Annotated in this window: 22 protein-coding genes and 2 pseudogenes; 18 read left to right on the top strand and 6 right to left on the bottom strand. The window is 55.1% G+C overall.

Translation table 11 applies throughout. The features are described from left to right. The first annotated feature begins 9 nt into the window (after positions 1–9). Positions 10–1,497: an alpha-amylase gene (amyA, locus tag V4835_RS09245; RefSeq protein ID WP_331412004.1), complete on the top strand. Its 1,488-nt coding sequence runs from the start codon at positions 10–12 to the stop codon at positions 1,495–1,497. A 93-nt stretch (positions 1,498–1,590) separates the two neighbouring features. On the opposite strand, the gene yedD is transcribed toward amyA, so the two are convergent. Then, on the bottom strand, positions 1,591–2,004 hold the full coding sequence (yedD, locus tag V4835_RS09240) for a lipoprotein YedD (protein ID WP_023336171.1): 414 nt from the start codon (positions 2,002–2,004) through the stop codon (positions 1,591–1,593). Positions 2,005–2,172: 168 nt separating this feature from the next. Further along, the gene (locus V4835_RS09235) at positions 2,173–3,153 is read right to left on the bottom strand and encodes an acyltransferase family protein (protein ID WP_331412003.1); all 981 of its coding nucleotides are present in this window, start codon (positions 3,151–3,153) and stop codon (positions 2,173–2,175) included. 178 nt (positions 3,154–3,331) lie between these two features. On the opposite strand from V4835_RS09235, the pseudogene V4835_RS09230 reads away from it, so the two are divergent. Further along, positions 3,332–3,517 (top strand): annotated as a pseudogene (locus tag V4835_RS09230) (integrase); the annotation flags it as partial. A 26-nt stretch (positions 3,518–3,543) separates the two neighbouring features. Here V4835_RS09230 and fliE read toward each other — a convergent pair. Beyond that, positions 3,544–3,858 carry a flagellar hook-basal body complex protein FliE gene (gene fliE, locus V4835_RS09225; RefSeq protein ID WP_008500329.1) on the bottom strand — a complete coding sequence of 105 codons (315 nt, stop codon included), beginning with the start codon at positions 3,856–3,858 and terminating at the stop codon, positions 3,544–3,546. Between the two features lie 228 nt (positions 3,859–4,086). Here fliE and fliF point away from each other — a divergent pair, with 228 nt between their 5' ends. From fliF to rcsA, 14 genes and pseudogenes are all read left to right on the top strand, one after another. After that, a complete protein-coding gene (gene fliF / locus V4835_RS09220) occupies positions 4,087–5,763 on the top strand; it encodes a flagellar basal-body MS-ring/collar protein FliF (protein WP_331412002.1) in 1,677 nt (558 codons plus the stop codon). Beyond that, positions 5,756–6,754 carry a flagellar motor switch protein FliG gene (gene fliG, locus V4835_RS09215; RefSeq protein ID WP_063143657.1) on the top strand — a complete coding sequence of 333 codons (999 nt, stop codon included), beginning with the start codon at positions 5,756–5,758 and terminating at the stop codon, positions 6,752–6,754. Before fliF ends, fliG begins: the two co-directional genes overlap by 8 nt. Continuing rightward, complete coding sequence (fliH, locus tag V4835_RS09210) at positions 6,747–7,454, top strand: flagellar assembly protein FliH (protein ID WP_331412001.1); 708 nt, start codon at positions 6,747–6,749, stop codon at positions 7,452–7,454. Before fliG ends, fliH begins: the two co-directional genes overlap by 8 nt. Then, positions 7,454–8,824 carry a flagellar protein export ATPase FliI gene (fliI, locus tag V4835_RS09205; RefSeq protein WP_331412000.1) on the top strand — a complete coding sequence of 457 codons (1,371 nt, stop codon included), beginning with the start codon at positions 7,454–7,456 and terminating at the stop codon, positions 8,822–8,824. The genes fliH and fliI overlap by 1 nt, the downstream gene beginning before the upstream one ends. Before the next feature lie 21 nt (positions 8,825–8,845). Continuing rightward, positions 8,846–9,289 carry a flagellar export protein FliJ gene (gene fliJ / locus V4835_RS09200; RefSeq protein WP_023312304.1) on the top strand — a complete coding sequence of 148 codons (444 nt, stop codon included), beginning with the start codon at positions 8,846–8,848 and terminating at the stop codon, positions 9,287–9,289. Then, the gene (gene fliK / locus V4835_RS09195; RefSeq protein ID WP_063143655.1) at positions 9,286–10,518 is read left to right on the top strand and encodes a flagellar hook length control protein FliK; all 1,233 of its coding nucleotides are present in this window, start codon (positions 9,286–9,288) and stop codon (positions 10,516–10,518) included. Before fliJ ends, fliK begins: the two co-directional genes overlap by 4 nt. A gap of 106 nt (positions 10,519–10,624) precedes the next feature. Next, a complete protein-coding gene (gene fliL / locus V4835_RS09190; protein WP_023312306.1) occupies positions 10,625–11,095 on the top strand; it encodes a flagellar basal body-associated protein FliL in 471 nt (156 codons plus the stop codon). A 4-nt stretch (positions 11,096–11,099) separates the two neighbouring features. Beyond that, positions 11,100–12,104, top strand: coding sequence for a flagellar motor switch protein FliM (fliM, locus tag V4835_RS09185; RefSeq protein ID WP_023336184.1), 1,005 nt, complete (start codon positions 11,100–11,102; stop codon positions 12,102–12,104). Continuing rightward, positions 12,101–12,514, top strand: coding sequence for a flagellar motor switch protein FliN (fliN, locus tag V4835_RS09180; RefSeq protein WP_023312308.1), 414 nt, complete (start codon positions 12,101–12,103; stop codon positions 12,512–12,514). The genes fliM and fliN overlap by 4 nt, the downstream gene beginning before the upstream one ends. 2 nt (positions 12,515–12,516) lie before the next feature. Then, positions 12,517–12,891: a flagellar biosynthetic protein FliO gene (gene fliO, locus V4835_RS09175; protein WP_121424285.1), complete on the top strand. Its 375-nt coding sequence runs from the start codon at positions 12,517–12,519 to the stop codon at positions 12,889–12,891. Beyond that, the gene (gene fliP, locus V4835_RS09170) at positions 12,891–13,628 is read left to right on the top strand and encodes a flagellar type III secretion system pore protein FliP (RefSeq protein ID WP_008500316.1); all 738 of its coding nucleotides are present in this window, start codon (positions 12,891–12,893) and stop codon (positions 13,626–13,628) included. Before fliO ends, fliP begins: the two co-directional genes overlap by 1 nt. A gap of 9 nt (positions 13,629–13,637) precedes the next feature. Then, entirely contained in the window at positions 13,638–13,907 is a 270-nt protein-coding gene (gene fliQ, locus V4835_RS09165) for a flagellar biosynthesis protein FliQ (protein ID WP_008500315.1), read from the top strand. A 7-nt stretch (positions 13,908–13,914) separates the two neighbouring features. Further along, positions 13,915–14,719 (top strand): annotated as a pseudogene (fliR, locus tag V4835_RS09160) (flagellar biosynthetic protein FliR). A gap of 275 nt (positions 14,720–14,994) precedes the next feature. Next, positions 14,995–15,618, top strand: a complete 624-nt coding sequence (gene rcsA / locus V4835_RS09155) for a transcriptional regulator RcsA (protein ID WP_008500313.1) — start codon at positions 14,995–14,997, stop codon at positions 15,616–15,618. 106 nt (positions 15,619–15,724) lie between these two features. Here the strand turns inward: rcsA and dsrB are convergent, their stop codons facing one another. Continuing rightward, positions 15,725–15,913: a protein DsrB gene (gene dsrB / locus V4835_RS09150; RefSeq protein ID WP_008500312.1), complete on the bottom strand. Its 189-nt coding sequence runs from the start codon at positions 15,911–15,913 to the stop codon at positions 15,725–15,727. Between the two features lie 129 nt (positions 15,914–16,042). Here dsrB and yodD point away from each other — a divergent pair, with 129 nt between their 5' ends. Both yodD and V4835_RS09140 read left to right on the top strand, forming a co-directional pair. After that, positions 16,043–16,270: a YodD family peroxide/acid resistance protein gene (gene yodD, locus V4835_RS09145; RefSeq protein ID WP_013097742.1), complete on the top strand. Its 228-nt coding sequence runs from the start codon at positions 16,043–16,045 to the stop codon at positions 16,268–16,270. A 300-nt stretch (positions 16,271–16,570) separates the two neighbouring features. Then, positions 16,571–17,371, top strand: a complete 801-nt coding sequence (locus V4835_RS09140) for a mannosyl-3-phosphoglycerate phosphatase-related protein (RefSeq protein WP_331411999.1) — start codon at positions 16,571–16,573, stop codon at positions 17,369–17,371. On the opposite strand, the gene dgcQ is transcribed toward V4835_RS09140, so the two are convergent. Then, a complete protein-coding gene (gene dgcQ / locus V4835_RS09135; RefSeq protein ID WP_331411998.1) occupies positions 17,368–19,056 on the bottom strand; it encodes a cellulose biosynthesis regulator diguanylate cyclase DgcQ in 1,689 nt (562 codons plus the stop codon). The two genes, V4835_RS09140 and dgcQ, sit on opposite strands and share 4 nt — an antisense overlap. Before the next feature lie 73 nt (positions 19,057–19,129). Continuing rightward, a complete protein-coding gene (locus V4835_RS09130) occupies positions 19,130–19,312 on the bottom strand; it encodes a YodC family protein (RefSeq protein WP_008500307.1) in 183 nt (60 codons plus the stop codon). Positions 19,313–19,378 lie beyond the last annotated feature (66 nt).

Raw genomic sequence — 19,378 nt, 5'->3', positions numbered from 1 at the left:
GCAAGGATGATGAAAAACCCCACCCTGTTACAATGTTTTCACTGGTATTACCCTGCTGGCGGTGAATTGTGGCGAGAGGTCACGGCGTTAGCTCCCAATCTTAACGAAATCGGCATCAACATGATCTGGCTGCCGCCCGCCTATAAAGGTGCTTCCGGCGGGTATTCTGTTGGCTATGACTCCTATGACCTGTTCGATCTCGGCGAGTTTGACCAGAAAGGCAGTATTGCCACGAAATACGGCGACAAAGCGCAGCTGCTGGAGGCCATCGACGCCCTCAAAAGCAACGACATAGCCGTGCTGCTGGACGTGGTGGTCAACCACAAAATGGGTGCCGATGAGAAGGAGTCCGTGCGCGTTCAGCGCGTGAACGAACAGGACCGCACGCAAATCGATGACGAGGTTATTGAGTGCGAAGCATGGACTCGCTACACCTTCCCCGTCCGGGCCGGGCAGTATTCGCAGTTCATCTGGGATTACAAATGCTTCAGCGGCGTCGACCATATTGAAAACCCCGATGAAGACGGCATCTTTAAAATCGTCAACGACTACACCGGCGAAGGCTGGAACGATCAGGTTGATGATGAGATGGGCAACTTCGATTACCTGATGGGCGAAAATATCGACTTTCGCAATCACGCCGTGACCGAGGAGATAAAATACTGGGCCCGCTGGGTCATGGAACAGACGCGCTGCGACGGTTTTCGTCTGGACGCCGTCAAGCATATTCCCGCCTGGTTTTACAAAGAGTGGATTGAGCACGTCCAGGAAGTCGCCGACCAGCCGCTGTTTATCGTGGCGGAATACTGGTCCCATGAGGTGGATAAACTTCAGGCCTATATCGACCAGGTCGAAGGCAAAACCATGCTGTTTGATGCCCCCCTGCAGATGAAATTCCACGAGGCGTCACGTCAGGGCCGGGATTACGACATGAGCCAAATCTTCACCGGAACCCTGGTGGAAGCCGATCCGTTTCATGCGGTCACCCTCGTCGCGAACCATGACACCCAGCCTTTGCAGGCGCTCGAAGCGCCGGTCGAAGCCTGGTTCAAGCCGCTGGCCTACGCGCTGATCCTGCTGCGGGAGAATGGCGTGCCGAGCGTCTTTTATCCGGATCTCTTTGGCGCCAGCTATGACGACACGGGAGGAGACGGTGAAACGTACCATATTGATATGCCGGTCATTGAGCAGCTTCACGAGCTGATCCTCGCGCGCCAGCGTTTTGCCCACGGCGTGCAGACGCTGTTTTTCGACCACCCTAACTGCATCGCCTTCAGCCGCAGCGGCACGGAAGACGATCCCGGCTGCGTGGTGGTGCTGTCGAACGGGGACGACGGTGAAAAAGTGATTTGCCTGGGGGAAAACTACGGCAACAAAACGTGGCGCGATTTTCTCGGCAATCGCGAAGAAACCATCACCACGGCGGCGGATGGCGAAGGGACGTTTACCTGTAACGGGGGGAGCGTCAGCGTTTGGGTAATAGAGGATGCGCTGTAGAAACAATGCCGGGTGGCGCTGACGCTTACCCGGCCTACGGGACGGTACTTTTGTAGGCCGGGTCAGGCGAAGCCGCCACCCGGCAACAAATGGCTACGGAAGCTTACTCTCCAGCGGATTCTTGCTCAGGTAATCCGCACACTCAACCGTTGGGCGGTCAACCTTCTGCAGCTCCAGCCCGTCGTACTCAAGCACGGATCCATCGCGCTCCAGCGGATAGATATCGAGTTTACGCGTTACGTTGTAATAACTGTCTGAACGCAGCATGATTTTACCCGGCACGGCAATCACGCGCTGCCACTGACGGCAGTCCAGCGTATCGCCCTCCTCCGTCACCACCAGCGTGGCAATCGCCTTCGGACTGACCATGTTGCTCTGCGGCCCTTTCGACTGCCAGTATCCCGCCAGATGCGCCGGGACAGGATGCTTGATCACGTCGTTATAGTTATCGACCTGAACGCACCCGGTCAGTGCCAGCAGCGCGCCAGCAATTGCTATTTTTTTCATCATCTTTCCTGCATTCGAAGAAAAAAATATTGTGGCATTAAAGCGCTGCGGCTGCCAGCGAAGATCGATAGGTCTTAAACCTGCATCCGCTATCGCCTCACTCTCTTCCGTTATCAGCGTCTGGCCATTCCCTCCACCATTAATGGCTATGTTAATGACGGTACTGCATTAGCTAACCCCAATCCCGCTCATTTTTCTATAAGCTGCAGGAAGATAATTTTTAAGAAAAATCAATATAAATAATGATATCACGAATGCCGATATAAGGTTAAGGAAAGAACTATCAATGCCATGAGATTTAAATGCAGGAACAATAAAATAAAGAACCAAAGGATGTATCAGATAAATACCAAGTGAGTACCATCTTCCAGCATTTGCCATAGCTGTTTCTTTGGTTTTGTAGCTTAAGCACAATAATAAAACAACCACCGCAGTAACTATGCTAAATAGTGGGAATTGTCTGTTCGCTATGCTTTCATATGGAAGAAGTTTAACTACAGGCACTTCCACTACAGTCAGCAAGAATGAAAAAAACAGCATTAACCATAGATACCCTCGTTTCGTTGCTAACGATATCTTATTGAATGCTAACAAGTATCCTACATACACAAGGGGTATACTTATGAGAGTTCTGAAGAAATAGAACGGCTCATTTCTGTTCATTAACAATCCAAAAGACTGGGCTATATCACATATCCAATATGCAAAAACAATTACAGAAGATATAAATAAAGCCTTCTTTGCAGGTAGGTTTTTTATGAAGTAGTTTGTTACAATAATCCCAAGCATAAGTGAAGGAATAAACCATAGATGGAAAAACGTTCCAGAGCGAAGTGTAGAAAATGAAAATAACTGATATATCATTTCTGTCACATCACTGGATTTTTGGAAGTACACTATTGGTATATAAATTATCGATGAATATATAAGAATGCTAAACAATTTGTTTATCTTGTCTGACATATCTATCAACTTCACCGTTCCCATAAAATAACCTGACACCAGGAAAAAGAAGGGAACGGCCCATCTTGACGATGCCTGGAACATGTCGGCGTGCCCTGGAGCCAACTCATGAAATCCACCGGAGTGAACGACAATGATGAAGAAGCTCGCAAGAAGCCTTGCTGCATCTAAGGTATTGTTTCTCATTGATTAAGAGGCCGTGGTGTAATTTTAGTAAATATTATCACCCACTTTCGAAGACCACCTACAACCTTTCAAGGCCTTCATGTAACAAGATAAGATAATTTTGAGGGCACGATGGATATGAATACATATTGGCCTGCTGCAGTTTATAAGTAACAACCGCACTACCGGTGTTACCATTCTTGCTGCCGGTGCCAACCCGAACTTCATAGCGAAGCTAACGGGCCACACCGACGTGCAGATGGTTTACCGGGTGTACGGATCCTGGATGGCTGAAAATAACCAGGACCAGGTGCTCATCCTCAACCAGAAGTTGAGTGAGTTTGCCCTATCCATGCCCCATCCTGTGGAGTCGAATGATTATTAATTTGAAATATCATCAGGTTAAATAACCTAAACCTGCATCCCCATCACTTCCTGATACGCCGACACCAGCTTGTTACGCACCTGGATCCCCATCTGCAGGGAAACCGAGGCTTTTTGCAAATCGGTCATCACATCATTCAGCGCCACGCCCGGCTCACCGAGGGTGAATTTCTCAGCCTGAGTGCGCGCTGCGGTCTGGGTATCACTGATACGGTCAAGAGCGGCATGCAGTTGCCCTGCGAAGCTGATGCTCGGCTGCTGATCTGCCACATTCTGATTACGGGCCGTCATCGCCGTTGCCTGCAACTGACTGATTACCCCTTCAATGCCCTGTATAGCCATGACTCTCCCCTGGATGGTTTTTTACGCGGTCAAGACTAACAGCTTGTCAATAAGATAATGGCGGTAAATAGCATGAAAAAACCAGGTTATTTGACGCATAGAAAATCACGAATCATCAAATAATGGCAGGGCCATCAATATGGAACTTTTGTCGTGTTTGCCGACCCGGGAGTCAGTTTTGTTTCTCTACACGAATAACGTAAACCACCAGGATTTAAGAGGTGCGCAATGAGTGCAACAGCATCGACAGCGCCGCAGAATAAATCACTCGAGTGGATGAACCGCCTTCGCGCGAATCCTAAAATCCCGTTGATCGTGGCAGGCGCTGCCGCAATTGCGATCCTTGTAGCGATGGTCCTGTGGGCGAAAAGCCCTGATTACCGGACGCTCTACAGTAACCTTTCCGATCAGGATGGCGGCGCCATCGTCACCCAGCTGACCCAGATGAACATCCCTTATCGCTTTGCCGATAATGGCGGTGCGCTTGAGGTACCGGCAGATAAGGTGCACGAACTGCGTCTGCGTCTGGCTCAGCAGGGGCTGCCAAAAGGCGGCGCGGTGGGCTTTGAGCTGCTGGATCAGGAAAAATTCGGTATCAGCCAGTTCAGCGAGCAGGTGAACTACCAGCGTGCGCTGGAAGGTGAACTGGCCCGCACTATTGAAACATTAGGCCCGGTGAAGAGTGCCCGCGTGCACCTGGCGATGCCTAAACCTTCTTTATTTGTTCGTGAACAGAAATCACCTTCGGCTTCCGTGACCGTGAACCTCCAACCTGGCCGCGCGCTGGACGAAGGGCAAATCAGCGCGGTGACGCACCTCGTCTCCAGCGCCGTCGCCGGCCTGCCGCCGGGTAACGTGACGCTGGTTGACCAAAGCGGTCACCTGCTGACGCAATCCAATACCGCCGGTCGCGATCTGAATGATGCGCAGCTGAAGTATGCCTCCGATGTCGAAAACCGCCTCCAGCGCCGTATTGAAGCCATCCTCGGCCCGGTCGTGGGTAACAGCAACGTGCACGCGCAGGTTACCGCGCAGATCGACTTCGCGAATAAAGAACAGACTGAAGAACAATACAGCCCGAACGGCGATGCGGCTCAGGCGGTGATGCGTTCACGCCAGATCAATTCGAACGAGCAGGTCGGCGGTGCGTACCCGGGCGGCGTGCCGGGCGCGCTGTCTAACCAACCGGCCCCGGCTAACGCGGCGCCGATTTCGACGCCTCCGGCCAATCAGCAGAACGGTCAGCAAAATCAGCAAACCACCTCGACGGCCAGTAACGCCGGTCCACGCACCAGCAGTCGTAACGAAACCACGAACTACGAAGTGGATCGGACGATTCGCCACACTAAACTGAACGTGGGCGATATTCAGCGTCTGTCTGTTGCGGTGGTGGTGAACTACAAAACGCTGGCGGATGGCAAACCGTTGCCGCTGACCGCCGAGCAGATGAAGCAGATTGAAAACCTGACCCGTGAAGCGATGGGTTACTCCGAGAAGCGCGGCGATACCCTCAACGTGGTGAACTCACCGTTCAACTCGGTTGAAGAGACCGGCGGTGAACTGCCGTTCTGGCAACAGCAGGCGTTTATCGATCAGCTGATGTCCGCAGGACGCTGGCTGCTGGTGCTGATTGTCGCGTGGCTGCTGTGGCGTAAGGGCGTTCGTCCGCAGCTTCAGCGTCGTGCTGAAGCCGAAAAAGCGGCTCGCGAACAGATGTCTACGCGCCAGGAAACGGAAGAAGCGGTTGAAGTTCGCCTCAGTAAAGATGAACAGATGCAGCAGCGTCGTGCTAACCAGCGCATGGGCGCTGAGGTCATGAGCCAGCGCATTCGCGAAATGTCAGATAACGATCCGCGCGTCGTGGCGCTGGTCATCCGCCAGTGGATGGGTAACGAACATGAGTAATACGCTTACGGGCACCGATAAAAGCGTCATCCTGTTGATGACCATTGGCGAAGATCGCGCGGCAGAGGTGTTTAAGCACCTCTCCCAGCGTGAAGTGCAAATTCTCAGTGCGGCCATGGCCAGCGTGCGTCAAATCTCCAATAAACAGCTGACCGAAGTGCTGTCGGAATTTGAACAGGAAGCCGAACAGTTTGCCGCGCTGAACGTAAACGCCAACGACTACCTGCGTTCCGTGCTGGTCAAGGCGCTGGGCGAGGAGCGTGCTGCGAGCCTGCTGGAAGATATTCTGGAAACGCGCGATACCGCCAGCGGTATCGAAACGCTTAACTTTATGGAACCGCAGAGTGCCGCCGACCTTATTCGCGACGAGCACCCGCAGATTATCGCCACCATCCTTGTCCACCTCAAACGTGGCCAGGCGGCCGATATTCTGGCGCTGTTCGAAGAGCGCCTTCGCCACGATGTGATGCTGCGTATCGCCACCTTCGGCGGCGTCCAGCCGGCCGCGCTGGCGGAGCTGACCGAAGTGCTGAACAACCTGCTCGACGGTCAGAACCTCAAGCGCAGCAAAATGGGCGGCGTGAGAACGGCGGCGGAAATCATCAACCTGATGAAAACGCAGCAGGAAGAAGCCGTCATTACGGCGGTTCGCGAATTCGACGGCGAGCTGGCACAGAAAATCATCGACGAGATGTTCCTGTTCGAAAACCTCGTCGAAGTGGACGACCGCAGCATCCAGCGCCTGCTCCAGGAAGTGGATTCCGAGTCGCTGCTTATCGCTCTCAAAGGTGCCGAGCAGCCGCTGCGCGAGAAGTTCCTGCGCAACATGTCTCAGCGTGCGGCCGATATCCTGCGCGACGACCTTGCCAACCGCGGCCCGGTTCGTCTGTCTCAGGTGGAAAACGAACAGAAAGCCATTCTGCTTATCGTTCGTCGTCTGGCGGAAACCGGCGAGATGGTGATTGGCAGCGGAGACGACACCTATGTCTAATGAGCTGCCGTGGAAGCGCTGGACGCCGGACGATCTGGCCCCTCCCCTTTCCGAGTTCACGCCAGCCGTGATACCGACCGAGGAGCGCGATCCGGACGTCGAGCAGCCCGAGCTGAGCGAAGAGGAACAGCAGGCACAGATGCTGGCTCAGCTGCAAATGCAGGCGCACGAGCAGGGCTACAATGCCGGTCTGAACGAAGGTCGGCAGAAAGGCCATGAGCTGGGGTATCAGGAAGGTCTGTCAAAAGGGCTAGAGCACGGTATCGATCAGGCGCGCCAGCAGCAGGCGCCGATCCATGCCCGCATGCAGCAGCTGGTCAGCGAGTTTCAGCACACGCTGGACGCGCTGGACAGCGTGATTGCCTCGCGACTGATGCAGATGGCGCTGGAAGCCGCGCGTCAGGTTATCGGCCAGACGCCCGTGGTGGATAACACTGCTCTGATCAAACAAATTCAGGGTCTGCTTCAGCAGGAGCCGCTGTTCAGCGGGAAGCCTCAGCTGCGCGTCCACCCGGACGACCTGCAGCGCGTTGAAGAAAGCCTGGGGGCGACGCTAAACCTGCACGGCTGGCGTCTGCGCGGCGACCCGTCGTTACATCACGGCGGCTGCAAAGTCTCTGCCGATGAAGGTGACCTGGATGCCAGCGTTGCCACCCGCTGGCAGGAACTGTGCCGCCTGGCGGCACCGGGAGTCGTCTGATGACTGCGCGCCTCACCCGCTGGCTCACCACGCTCGACAACTTTGAGACGAAGATGGCGCAACTGCCGTCCGTTCGTCGTTATGGGCGCCTGACGCGCGCCACCGGTCTGGTACTGGAGGCCACTGGCCTGCAGCTTCCGCTGGGCGCGACCTGCGTCATCGAGCGTCAGGATGGTCTGGAAATGCGTGAAGTTGAAAGCGAAGTGGTCGGTTTTAACGGCCAGCGTCTGTTCCTGATGCCGCTTGAAGAGGTGGAAGGCATTCTGCCCGGCGCGCGCGTGTATGCCAAAAACATTTCTGGCGACGGGCTGCAAAGCGGGAAACAGCTGCCGCTTGGCCCTGCCCTGCTGGGCCGCGTGCTGGACGGCAGCGGGAAACCGCTCGACGGGCTGCCCTCCCCGGACACCACCGAAACCGGCGCGCTGATCACCCAACCGTTCAACCCCCTGCAGCGTACCCCTATCGAGCACGTGCTGGACACCGGCGTGCGCCCGATTAACGCCCTGCTGACCGTGGGACGTGGACAACGTATGGGCCTGTTCGCCGGGTCAGGCGTGGGTAAATCCGTCCTGCTCGGCATGATGGCGCGCTACACGCAGGCCGATGTGATCGTCGTGGGGCTGATTGGCGAACGTGGTCGTGAAGTAAAAGACTTTATTGAAAACATTCTGGGTGCGGAAGGCCGCGCCCGTTCGGTGGTTATCGCCGCGCCGGCGGACGTGTCGCCGCTGCTGCGTATGCAGGGTGCGGCGTACGCCACCCGTATTGCCGAAGATTTCCGGGACCGCGGCAAACACGTGCTGCTGATCATGGATTCCCTGACCCGCTACGCGATGGCGCAGCGTGAAATCGCGCTGGCCATCGGTGAGCCACCGGCGACCAAAGGCTACCCGCCTTCGGTCTTTGCCAAGCTCCCTGCCCTGGTTGAGCGCGCGGGGAACGGCATCAGCGGCGGCGGCTCCATCACCGCGTTCTATACGGTACTGACGGAAGGCGATGACCAGCAGGACCCGATTGCCGACTCCGCGCGCGCGATCCTTGACGGTCATATCGTGCTGTCGCGTCGTCTGGCCGAAGCCGGGCACTATCCGGCCATTGATATTGAAGCCTCTATCAGCCGCGCAATGACGGCGCTGATAACCGAGAAGCACTACGCCCGCGTGCGTAACTTCAAACAACTCCTCTCCAGCTTCCAGCGCAACCGCGATCTGGTCAGCGTGGGGGCGTATGCCAAAGGCAGCGACCCGATGCTCGACAAAGCGATTAGCCTGTGGCCGCAGCTGGAGGCATTTTTGCAACAGGGCATTTTTGAACGCGCCGACTGGGAAGATTCAATTCAGGCACTGGAGCTGATTTTCCCGCAGGTGTAACACAGGTGGAGGGCGAAGGTCATGGCGCAAAACAGCGCGTTATCAACGCTGAAAGATCTGGCTGAAAAAGAAGTTGATGATGCCGCATTGCAGCTTGGCGCAATGCGACGCGGGTGCCAGCAGGCTGAAGAACAGTTGAAGATGTTGATCGACTATCAGCATGAATATCGCACCAACCTCAATACCGATATGACACAGGGCATTGGCAGCCAGCGCTGGATTAACTATCAGCAGTTTATCCAGACGCTGGAGAAGGCGATAGATCAGCATCGCCAGCAGCTTAACCAGTGGACCCAGAAAGTCGATACCGCGCTGAATTTCTGGCGTGAGAAGAAGCAGCGGCTGCAGGCCTGGCAGACTTTACAGGACCGACAGATCGCGGCAACGACCCTGGCGGAAAACCGTCTGGATCAGAAGAAAATGGATGAGTTTGCCCAGCGCGCATCAATGAGGAAACCGGAATGATCACACTGCAACAACTGCTGATGAGCGACAGCGACCCGTCAGGCGGCACGCAAACGGGGAAAGGCACCGACGGTGCACAGGACTTTCTCTCTCTGCTGGCGGGCGCCCTGTCGGACGCAACGGGCAAAGGCAAAGATGCGCCGCTGACCCTGGCTGACCTGAAAGCCGCCGGCAGTAAACTGTCAAAAGTGGCTCAGGACGCCAAAGGTGATACCACCCTGCAGGCCAAAATTGCCGATCTGCTTTCGCGCCAAACCGCGCTGAATGGCGATGAAACGTCGCCCGTCACGCCGCTTGATACGCTGGTTTCCGGGCTGGTGCCGCTGTCTAAGGGTGACGCGCTGAAGACCCTCAATGCCGCGAACAGCAAAGATGACGGTAAAAGCGAGCTGAGCGAAGAAGAGCTGGCCGGATTAAGCGCGCTGATGGCGATGCTGCCGCACCAGCAAACTACCGCCTCTCGCCCGGCAGGCAGCGACGGCGTTGCCGCCACCTCAACGCTGAATTCCGCGACGCTTTCGCAAAACGGCGCGGGACAACCGTCCCTGAACGCGCCTCCGGGAGGCCATGATAAAGCGCAGAGTTCTACACCTTATCAGAGCCAGGTGAAAAACAACGAACCTGCCCTGCCGGGCAACGCGCCGGCAACCCCGGCCGTGGCCGCGGCGGCAGAGAAGCAGGAGCTCGCCAGTTCTTCCTCTTCATCATCCCCAACGGCTACCCTGGCACCGATTATGTCCAGCCATGCGACCAGTCAGACGGCCGCCACCGTCGCCACTGCGCCGGTGCTAAGCCAGCCTCTGGGAACCCACGAATGGCAGCAATCCCTGAGCCAGCACATCACCCTGTTTACTAAGCAGGGCCAGCAGACGGCTGAGCTGCGTCTGCACCCGGAAGATCTGGGTCAGGTGCAAATTTCGCTTAAGCTGGATGATAATCAGGCGCAGCTGCAGATGGTCTCTGCGCACAGCCATGTTCGTGCGGCACTGGAAGCCGCGCTGCCGATGCTGCGGACCTCACTGGCGGAGAACGGCATTCAGCTTTCGCAGAGCAGCGTCAGCAGCGAGAGCTTCGCCGGACAACAGCAGTCCTCATCCCAGCAGCAGCACCAGGCTTCGCGTTCCGGCAACACCGGCGGTTTTAATGAAGAGAGCGATGAACTACTGCCTGTTCCTGCCGCCCTGCAATCCGCCGCGCGCGGTAACAGTGCCGTAGACATCTTCGCCTAAACGCCAGAGGTAGCGTGATTATCCCCGTCTTTTCCACGCTTTGACGACAGCAGGACACGGGATAATCACCTTATTAAGCTGTACCGAAACAGGAAGCTCGTATCAGATGACTGACTCCGCTATCACCAAAAAAAGTAAGCGTTCCATCTGGATCCCGCTGCTGGTGTTGATCACGCTCGCCGCCTGCGCCACCGCGGGCTATAGTTACTGGCGTATGCAGCAGGAACCTACCACCGCTGCAGCCAAAGCTGAAGCGCCACCTCCGCCAGCTCCAGTGTTTTTCCCGCTGGATACCTTCACCGTCAATCTGGGTGACGCGGATCGCGTGCTTTATGTTGGCATTACGCTGCGCCTGAAGGATGAAGCGACCCGTTCACGTCTGAACGATTACCTTCCAGAAGTGCGCAGCCGACTTCTGCTGCTGTTTTCTCGTCAGGACGCTTCGGCGCTTGCCACCGATGTGGGTAAGCAAAAGCTGGTCGACGCCATCAAACAAACGCTGGCGACCCCGCTGGTAAACGGCCAACCTAAGCAGGAAGTCACTGACGTTCTGTATACAGCATTCATTCTGCGGTAACGACATGGGCGACAGTATTCTTTCTCAGGCAGAAATCGATGCGCTGCTCAACGGCGACAGCGATAACAATGATGATCCTAAACCGGGTATTGGCGGCGATAGCGATATTCGTCCCTATGATCCGAATACCCAGCGTCGCGTGGTACGTGAACGTCTGCAGGCGCTGGAGATCATTAACGAACGTTTTGCACGTCAGTTCCGTATGGGGCTGTTCAACCTGCTGCGTCGTAGCCCGGATATCACGGTCGGTGCGATCCGCATTCAGCCGTATCATGAGTTTGCCCGCAACCTGCCGGTGCCAACCAACCTTAACCTGATTCATCTGAAGCCGCTGCGCGGCACCGGTCTGGTGGTGTTTTCGCCAAGCCTGGTGTTCATCGCGGTGGATAACCTGTTCGGCGGCGACGGGCGTTTCCCGACCAAAGTAGAAGGTCGTGAATTCACCCACACCGAACAGCGCGTCATTAACCGCATGCTGAAGCTGGCGCTGGAGTCTTATAGCGACGCGTGGAAAGCGATCAACCCGCTGGAAGTTGAGTACGTCCGTTCTGAGATGCAGGTGAAATTTACCAATATCACCACCTCCCCGAACGATATCGTCGTTAACACCCCGTTCCACGTGGAGATCGGCAACCTGACCGGCGAGTTCAACATCTGCCTGCCGTTCAGCATGATCGAACCGCTGCGCGAGCTGCTGGTTAACCCGCCGCTGGAGAACTCCCGCAACGAAGACCAGAACTGGCGTGAAAACCTGGTTCGCCAGGTCCAGCATTCGCAGCTTGAGCTGGTGGCGAGCTTCGCCGATATCCCGCTGCGGCTATCTCAGATCCTGAAATTACAACCCGGCGATGTTTTGCCGATAGAAAAACCCGACCGCATTATTGCCCACGTGGATGGTGTCCCCGTGCTGACAAGCCAGTACGGCACGATTAACGGTCAGTATGCGTTACGCGTTGAGCACTTGATCAACCCGATTTTGAATTCGCTGAATGAGGAACAGCCCAAATGAGTGACATGAACAATCCGTCCGATGAAAACAGCGGAGCACTGGACGATCTGTGGGCTGACGCGTTAAACGAGCAAAAAGCACCCCCGGCCAAAAGTGCAGCGGATGCCGTATTCCAGCAGCTCGGCGGCGGTGACGTCAGCGGCACGCTGCAGGACATCGACCTGATTATGGATATCCCGGTTAAGCTGACCGTTGAGCTGGGACGCACCCGTATGACCATTAAAGAGCTGCTGCGCCTGACGCAAGGTTCCGTCGTGGCCCTTGACGGCCTGGCCGGTGAGCCGCTGGATATTCTGATCAACGGCTATCTGATTGCCCAGGGTGAAGTGGTGGTGGTTGCCGATAAATACGGCGTACGTATCACCGACATCATTACCCCGTCTGAACGTATGCGTCGTCTGAGCCGTTAAGCATGAAAACCCAGGCAACAATATCACAGCCTTCTGCCGTTCCCGGCTCGCCTCTGCTCCAGGTGAGCGGGGCATTGTTCGGTATTATTGCCTTTATCCTTATCGCCGCCTGGCTGGCGAAGCGCTTTGGCCTGGCGGGTAAAACCGCCGGTGCCCGCGGCCTGAAGGTCAGCGCCAGCACCACGCTGGGGCCACGCGAACGCGTGGTCATCGTCGAGGTGGATGACGCGCGTCTGGTCCTGGGCGTCACGGCCTCAAACATCAGCGTATTACATAAACTGCCGCCCGCCCCTGCTGTGGTGGACGAGCGCGCAGACGCCCCTGCGGATTTTCAGTCCGTCATGAAGAGTTTGCTTAAGCGTTCCGGGAGATCCTGATGCGCCGTTTGTTATCCCTGACGCTTGCGGGCGTTGGCCTGTTTGCTCCCGCGGTTTATGCGCAGCTGCCCGGTCTGGTCTCAACCCCTCTCGCGGGCGGCGGACAAAGCTGGTCGCTTCCAGTCCAGACGCTGGTTTTCATCACCTCGCTGACGTTTATTCCGGCCATCCTGCTGATGATGACCAGCTTCACCCGCATCATTATCGTCTTTGGTCTGCTGCGAAACGCGCTGGGAACCCCTTCCGCTCCGCCAAACCAGGTTCTGCTGGGGCTGGCGCTGTTTTTGACCTTTTTCATTATGTCGCCGGTTATTGATAAGATTTATACCGACGCCTATCAGCCGTTCAGCGAAGATAAAATCTCCATGCAGGAGGCGCTGGATAAAGGCGCACAGCCGCTGCGAGAATTTATGCTGCGCCAGACGCGCGAAGCCGACCTGGCCCTTTTTGCCCGCCTGTCCAATACCGGCGAGCTGCAGGGGCCGGAAGCAGTGCCAATGCGTATTCTTCTGCCTGCCTATGTCACCAGCGAGCTGAAAACCGCGTTCCAGATCGGCTTTACCATCTTTATTCCGTTCCTGATTATCGACCTGGTGATCGCCAGCGTCCTGATGGCGCTCGGGATGATGATGGTGCCGCCCGCGACCATTGCCCTGCCCTTTAAGATCATGCTCTTTGTTCTGGTCGACGGCTGGCAGCTGCTGGTCAGTTCGCTGGCGCAGAGTTTCTACAGTTAAGGAACGGCAATGACACCTGAATCGGTCATGATGATGGGCACGGAAGCGATGAAAATCGCGATTGCCGTTGCCGCGCCGCTGCTGCTTGTCGCGCTGGTTACCGGTCTGATTATCAGTATCCTGCAGGCCGCCACGCAGATTAACGAAATGACGCTGTCGTTCATCCCGAAAATCATCGCCGTGTTCGTGGCGATTATCGTCGCCGGGCCGTGGATGCTGAACCTGTTGCTGGACTATATGCGCAACCTGTTTACCAATCTGCCGTACATCATCGGCTGACCTGACGATGCTGCACTTCACCAGCGACCAGTGGGTTCAGTGGCTCGGCGTCTATTTCTGGCCGATGCTGCGCATCATGGCGCTGATCTCCACCGCCCCCATTCTCAGTGAGAAATCGATACCCAAGCGCGTCAAGGTGGGGCTGGGCATTATCATCTCCATTATCGTCGCGCCCTCTCTTCCCCCCGTGGATATTCCGATCTTCTCGGCGAACGCGGTGTGGGTGGCCCTGCAGCAGGTGATGATTGGCGTCGCCGTCGGCTTTACCATGCAGCTCGCCTTTGCCGCGGTGCGCACCGCAGGGGAACTGATCGGCCTGCAGATGGGGCTATCGTTCGCCACGTTTGTTGATCCCGGTAGTCATCTCAACATGCCCGTGCTGGCGCGTATTATCGATCTGCTCGCCATGCTGCTGTTCCTGTCGTTCAACGGCCATCTGTGGCTTATCTCCATGCTGGTGGATACGTTCCATACGCTGCCGATTGGCGAAAATCCGGTGAACAGCAACGCCTTTCTGGCGCTCACTCGCGCTGCGGGGCTGATATTCCTGAACGGGCTGATGCTGGCGCTGCCGATCATCACCCTGCTGCTGACCGTCAACCTGGCATTAGGTTTACTCAACCGAATGGCACCGCAGCTTTCGGTGTTTGTCATTGGTTTTCCGCTGACGCTGACGGTGGGAATTTTATTAATGTCATTGCTAATGCCACTTATCGCTCCCTTCTGTGAACATTTATTCGGCGAGATATTCAACCTGTTAGCGGATATTGTCAGCGAACTGCCACGTAAATAATAGCCCGCACTGTCGTTAATGTCTTTCTGAGGATATTCCTAAAATAAAACGTGAAAAACATCTTCCAGGATATATCTGACGCGGTTTAATTGTTTCTAACCACCTCACAATACTTAATATTTACTTTACTTTAAGAAGATTCCTGGCAAATTATACGTAACTTTACGGGATAGTGAGTCCGCCTGAAAGTCTTTGTCATGCTCACAGGTTTATTATTTTTTTCCATCCCGTATGGCTGTTTTGAGCTCTCAGGCAGATGGTGAATTATCGTTACGCATTGAGTGAGGGTATGCCATGTCAACGATCATTATGGATTTATGCAGCTACACCCGGCTAGGGTTAACCGGGTACCTGGCAAGCAGAGGGGTAAGAAAGAGAGACATCAACGATGCACACACCGTTGACGAACTCGCAGCCGCTTGTGACGAACTAAAACCAGGCGTGGTGTTTATTAATGAGGACTGTTTCATTCACGATCCAGCCAACAGTCAGCACATTAAGCAAATCATTAATCAGCATCCAAAAACCCTGTTTATTGTTTTTATGGCGATCGCGAATATCCATTTCGATGAGTATTTGTTGGTCCGTAAAAATTTATTGATCAGTTCTAAATCGATTAAACCAGAGTCGCTGGATGACATTCTGGGTGATTATTTGAATAAAGAAGTTAAGAATGTAGGAGCGGTTAACTTACCCACCTTATCATTAAGCAGGACTGAATCAAGTATGCTGCGAATGTGGATGGCGGGACAAGGAACTATTCAGATCTCGGACCAGATGAATATTAAAGCGAAAACCGTTTCGTCACACAAAGGAAATATTAAAAGGAAAATTAAAACGCATAATAAGCAAGTGATCTACCACGTGGTACGCCTGACCGATAATGTGACGAACGGGATTTTCGTCAACATGCGTTAGTCGCTTAAGAAAAGACCCTGTGCACCCTACCTTTGATCTCTGGCCTGGCCAGAGATTTTTGCTTCTGTGAGGTTGTCGGGCACGCGCTGTGCTACCCGACGCCGTGCTAGTCTGCTTTCTCTACAAAAATGCCGTCCGGATGCCCCAGTTCGTTAAAAAACCAGATGCCGAGCGGGTAGTCTTCGAGTGATACCAGATACATTGTGCCTTCGCTAAACTCTTCAATTGCCAGCACCACACCCGGGCGGCGCGGCCCACCGTCCGTTTTAACCGTTACCCGATCGTTGACCTTCATACATTCCTCCTCTGGTTTTGAGCCAGTGTAGAACAAAACGCAAAAACGCACATCGCCGCCCGGTGTGAATGGCGTTTTTATGCACAGTCTATACTTACCGTTGGACACGGTTGAATGAGGAACCCCGTAATGAAGACCGATAAAGAGTACAGCGACACCATCAAGCGCGAAGTCGAGGTGGATGTCGATGCCCTGCTGGCCGCCATCAATGAGATCAGTGAGTCGGAAGTCCGCCGGACGGACGACAATTCGGACCGCGTCATTGTTAACGGAAGGGATTATCACACCTATCGTGAGCTGGCCGAGGCCTTCGAGCTTGATATTCACGACTTTAGCGTGTCTGAGGCCAATCGATAGGGCGAAAAAAATCCCGGTCATGGGGATGGCCGGGATCAAAACTTGCTTATGCAAGAAGCACTTGAAAATTCGTTACACCAGGAAATCTGATGTACACGCCACACTATCCCCAACGAATTTGTCTGACAAGCATATATTCTTATGTTGAATATAATATTTTTAACATAATGCTTTTTGTTATGAGCAATAACGCACGCCGAATGCGGGTTTGCCAGGGACATCTCTTTTTTACCCTGTTAACAACTCGGTTTTTTTTAGGAATTTTCTTAGATTGCAGCGCAACCGTGAACAGGAGTCGCTATGCCTTCACTGCGGGATACATTGCTGATTTTTTCGGACCTGGATGGCTCGTTGCTGGATATTCATACCTATGACTGGCAACCCGCCATGCCCTGGCTGGACAGCCTGCTGGATAACCAGATACCGGTCATTCTTTGCAGCAGCAAGACCGCGGCAGAGATGCTGGATATCCAGCAGGATCTGGGGCTGGAAGGCTTGCCTTTTATTGCCGAGAACGGCGCGGTGATTCAGCCCGACGTGCGTTGGGAGAAGGTTCAGCGCCAGATCAGGGGGATGACGCACCGGGATATTCGCCCGCGGATCGAGCAAATTCGCCTGCAGACGGGCTTTAAATTCACCACCTTTGACGACGTGGATGAGCATGTCATCAGCGAGTGGACCGGACTGACGCGCTACCGCTCGGCGCTTGCCCGCAGGCATGAAGCGTCCGTCACGCTCATCTGGCGCGATACCGACGAGAAAATGCTCCAGTTTGAAGAGGAGCTGGCGCACAGCGGCCTGAAATGTCTGCAGGGGGCGCGCTTCTGGCATATTCTGGACGCCCGCTGCGGCAAGGACGTTGCGGTTAACTGGCTGATTGCGCAGTACCGCGAGCAGGAAGAGATCGAACCCACCACGCTGGGGCTCGGCGACGGCCCTAACGATGCGCCGCTGCTCGACAGCGTTGACTTCGCGGTGGTGATTAAGGGCATTAACCGCGAGGGCATCACGCTACGGGATGATAACCCTGCCCGGGTTTATCACACCCGGCAGCCCGGCCCGGCGGGCTGGCAGGAGGGGCTGGATCACTTTCTGTCCTAATCCCGCCAGACGACCCGGTTACGGCCGCCCTGTTTGGCCTGGTACAGCCGGGCGTCCGCCACGGACTGTAGCTGTTCAAACTCGTAGTTACCCGCTTCATCCGCGCCGCTGACCCCCAGCGACGCGCTGATGCGTAGCGTCGTGCTCTTTTTCACCAGGATCTCCTTACTGTTGATCCGGCAGCGAATGCGGTCCGCGACGTTTTTCGCCTCTTCCAGACCGATCCCCGGCAGGACGACGCAAAACTCTTCCCCGCCTACGCGCCCTGCGACATCATTCTTGCGTAACGCGCTGGCAATCAGTCCTGCCGTGTGGGAGAGGACTTTATCACCGGCCTGATGGCCGAAACGGTCGTTGATGTTTTTAAAATGGTCGAGATCGATCTGAATCACCGAGAACGGCAGCGACTGCTGGCGACAGGTTTCCGCCAGCAATTTTGCCCGGTCAAACAGCGCGCCGCGATTATTTAGCCGGGTAAGCGGGTCATGCCAGGCCTGCCACTGGAGCGAGTGCTGAAGCGTGTACATGTTACTCACCATCCGACGGATCACCAGCCAGGAGATCAATAGCATGGCGGTAAAGAGCGCCCACAGCAGCGCCAGTACGATGCTGATGCTGCCGAAGTCGTCTTGTACCCCTTCATGCAGGGTGTGGATCCGCAGGACAACGCCGTCGAAGTGATCGAGCCGCTCCCAGCTAACAAAACGGCTTCCGAGGCGGATCCCGCCGCCGGTAGCATACTCAATCGCCCGAGCAATCTGCGCCGTCTCGCGTTCGTCAAAATGGTTAACCGCGTTTTCCGCGTGGGCTGAGGTGGCAATCATATTGAGCCGGGTATCGTACAGCTGATACTCCCCCTCCGTTCGATCTTCCGTCGCATCGGCCAGCAGACGCTGCATCGTGCTCAACGTAAAATCCATCGCCACGACGCCATACCAGTAATGATCGAAATAGATGGGGACGCTGGCGGTGATCGTACGTTCATCATGGGTCCAGGATGAAGGGGTAGAGATAAACCAGCGCACCGCTCGAGCGCGATTGTTCCGTTCTGACTGCTGGGTAAACCAGGACTGCGTGACCAGATGATAATAGCGGGAGGTAATATCATCCGCGTGGTCCGGCGTATCCGTAGAAATGAAAAATCCGGCGCGGGACACGTAGATCACGCGCGCTTCCGTTTGCGCTCTCGATGACGCCAGCCTGAGCAGATACCCCACTTCAAGCGTGGCAGAAATTTCGTGACTGAGGCGTTCATCGTCACGATTCAGAAGCGTGGTTTTTTCGACGAACGTATCCGAAACGCCGTTAATGGGAAGGGTGCGTTTTTTATCAACGGCAAGCTGCCAGGTGGGGAGCATGCGGAGAGTGTTAAAGCGTGACACCGCATTCCGTAATACATCAAATGCCAGCGGCGTCTGGATTGCATCACGCATGCCCTGACGGAACAACAGCATCCTGTCCACGCTGTTCTGTAACTGCCTGTCCAGCGAACTGGCCACCGTATCCAGATGGTTACGCTGGCTGGAGATATATGCCTCTTCGAGGACCACCACCTCACGCCAGGTCAGGAGAGTGGAAAACACCAGAACGACCAGAAAACAGAGATTAACAATCAACCCCGGATTGCTACGCTTATGCAGCCATTGCAAAAAAGATTGTCTTACAACAAAGGTATCGCGCTGCACACACACTCCATGATGACTGCCTTACACCCGGTACTTGAGATAAAAACGCCCGGCAAAGCCGGGCGTTATGTGATTAAGCCTTGTCCCGCTTGTGCTGCCCGTCCCCCGGCTGAAGCTCATCTTCACGAAATGCTTCCCGCTTGATGCTGTAGCCATCGTGCCACCGACATTCCACCATTCCGCTGGAATACCCGGTGACAATCATTCGTGGGCCGCCCTTCTTAGGCTTAACTTCATCACTGACCAAAAAGACCATACCTGCCTCCTGTATCAGGGTGAAACTGTTTCAATTTAGACGAGGAATGGTCTTTTTGCATCCCAC

The sequence above is a fragment of the Enterobacter cloacae complex sp. CARB60 genome (assembly GCF_036487345.1).
GTDB lineage: Bacteria > Pseudomonadota > Gammaproteobacteria > Enterobacterales > Enterobacteriaceae > Enterobacter > Enterobacter asburiae_D.
This window is presented reverse-complemented; position numbering and strand designations above follow the sequence as displayed.

Bases quoted from the DNA above. Each gene is read 5' to 3' on its own strand.
- amyA (WP_331412004.1), top strand. From the start codon at position 10: ATGAAAAACCCCACCCTGTTACAATGTTTTCACTGGTATTACCCTGCT.
- yedD (WP_023336171.1), bottom strand. From the start codon at position 2,004: ATGAAAAAAATAGCAATTGCTGGCGCGCTGCTGGCACTGACCGGGTGC.
- V4835_RS09235 (WP_331412003.1), bottom strand. From the start codon at position 3,153: ATGAGAAACAATACCTTAGATGCAGCAAGGCTTCTTGCGAGCTTCTTC.
- fliE (WP_008500329.1), bottom strand. From the start codon at position 3,858: ATGGCTATACAGGGCATTGAAGGGGTAATCAGTCAGTTGCAGGCAACG.
- fliF (WP_331412002.1), top strand. From the start codon at position 4,087: ATGAGTGCAACAGCATCGACAGCGCCGCAGAATAAATCACTCGAGTGG.
- fliG (WP_063143657.1), top strand. From the start codon at position 5,756: ATGAGTAATACGCTTACGGGCACCGATAAAAGCGTCATCCTGTTGATG.
- fliH (WP_331412001.1), top strand. From the start codon at position 6,747: ATGTCTAATGAGCTGCCGTGGAAGCGCTGGACGCCGGACGATCTGGCC.
- fliI (WP_331412000.1), top strand. From the start codon at position 7,454: ATGACTGCGCGCCTCACCCGCTGGCTCACCACGCTCGACAACTTTGAG.
- fliJ (WP_023312304.1), top strand. From the start codon at position 8,846: ATGGCGCAAAACAGCGCGTTATCAACGCTGAAAGATCTGGCTGAAAAA.
- fliK (WP_063143655.1), top strand. From the start codon at position 9,286: ATGATCACACTGCAACAACTGCTGATGAGCGACAGCGACCCGTCAGGC.
- fliL (WP_023312306.1), top strand. From the start codon at position 10,625: ATGACTGACTCCGCTATCACCAAAAAAAGTAAGCGTTCCATCTGGATC.
- fliM (WP_023336184.1), top strand. From the start codon at position 11,100: ATGGGCGACAGTATTCTTTCTCAGGCAGAAATCGATGCGCTGCTCAAC.
- fliN (WP_023312308.1), top strand. From the start codon at position 12,101: ATGAGTGACATGAACAATCCGTCCGATGAAAACAGCGGAGCACTGGAC.
- fliO (WP_121424285.1), top strand. From the start codon at position 12,517: ATGAAAACCCAGGCAACAATATCACAGCCTTCTGCCGTTCCCGGCTCG.
- fliP (WP_008500316.1), top strand. From the start codon at position 12,891: ATGCGCCGTTTGTTATCCCTGACGCTTGCGGGCGTTGGCCTGTTTGCT.
- fliQ (WP_008500315.1), top strand. From the start codon at position 13,638: ATGACACCTGAATCGGTCATGATGATGGGCACGGAAGCGATGAAAATC.
- rcsA (WP_008500313.1), top strand. From the start codon at position 14,995: ATGTCAACGATCATTATGGATTTATGCAGCTACACCCGGCTAGGGTTA.
- dsrB (WP_008500312.1), bottom strand. From the start codon at position 15,913: ATGAAGGTCAACGATCGGGTAACGGTTAAAACGGACGGTGGGCCGCGC.
- yodD (WP_013097742.1), top strand. From the start codon at position 16,043: ATGAAGACCGATAAAGAGTACAGCGACACCATCAAGCGCGAAGTCGAG.
- V4835_RS09140 (WP_331411999.1), top strand. From the start codon at position 16,571: ATGCCTTCACTGCGGGATACATTGCTGATTTTTTCGGACCTGGATGGC.
- V4835_RS09130 (WP_008500307.1), bottom strand. From the start codon at position 19,312: ATGGTCTTTTTGGTCAGTGATGAAGTTAAGCCTAAGAAGGGCGGCCCA.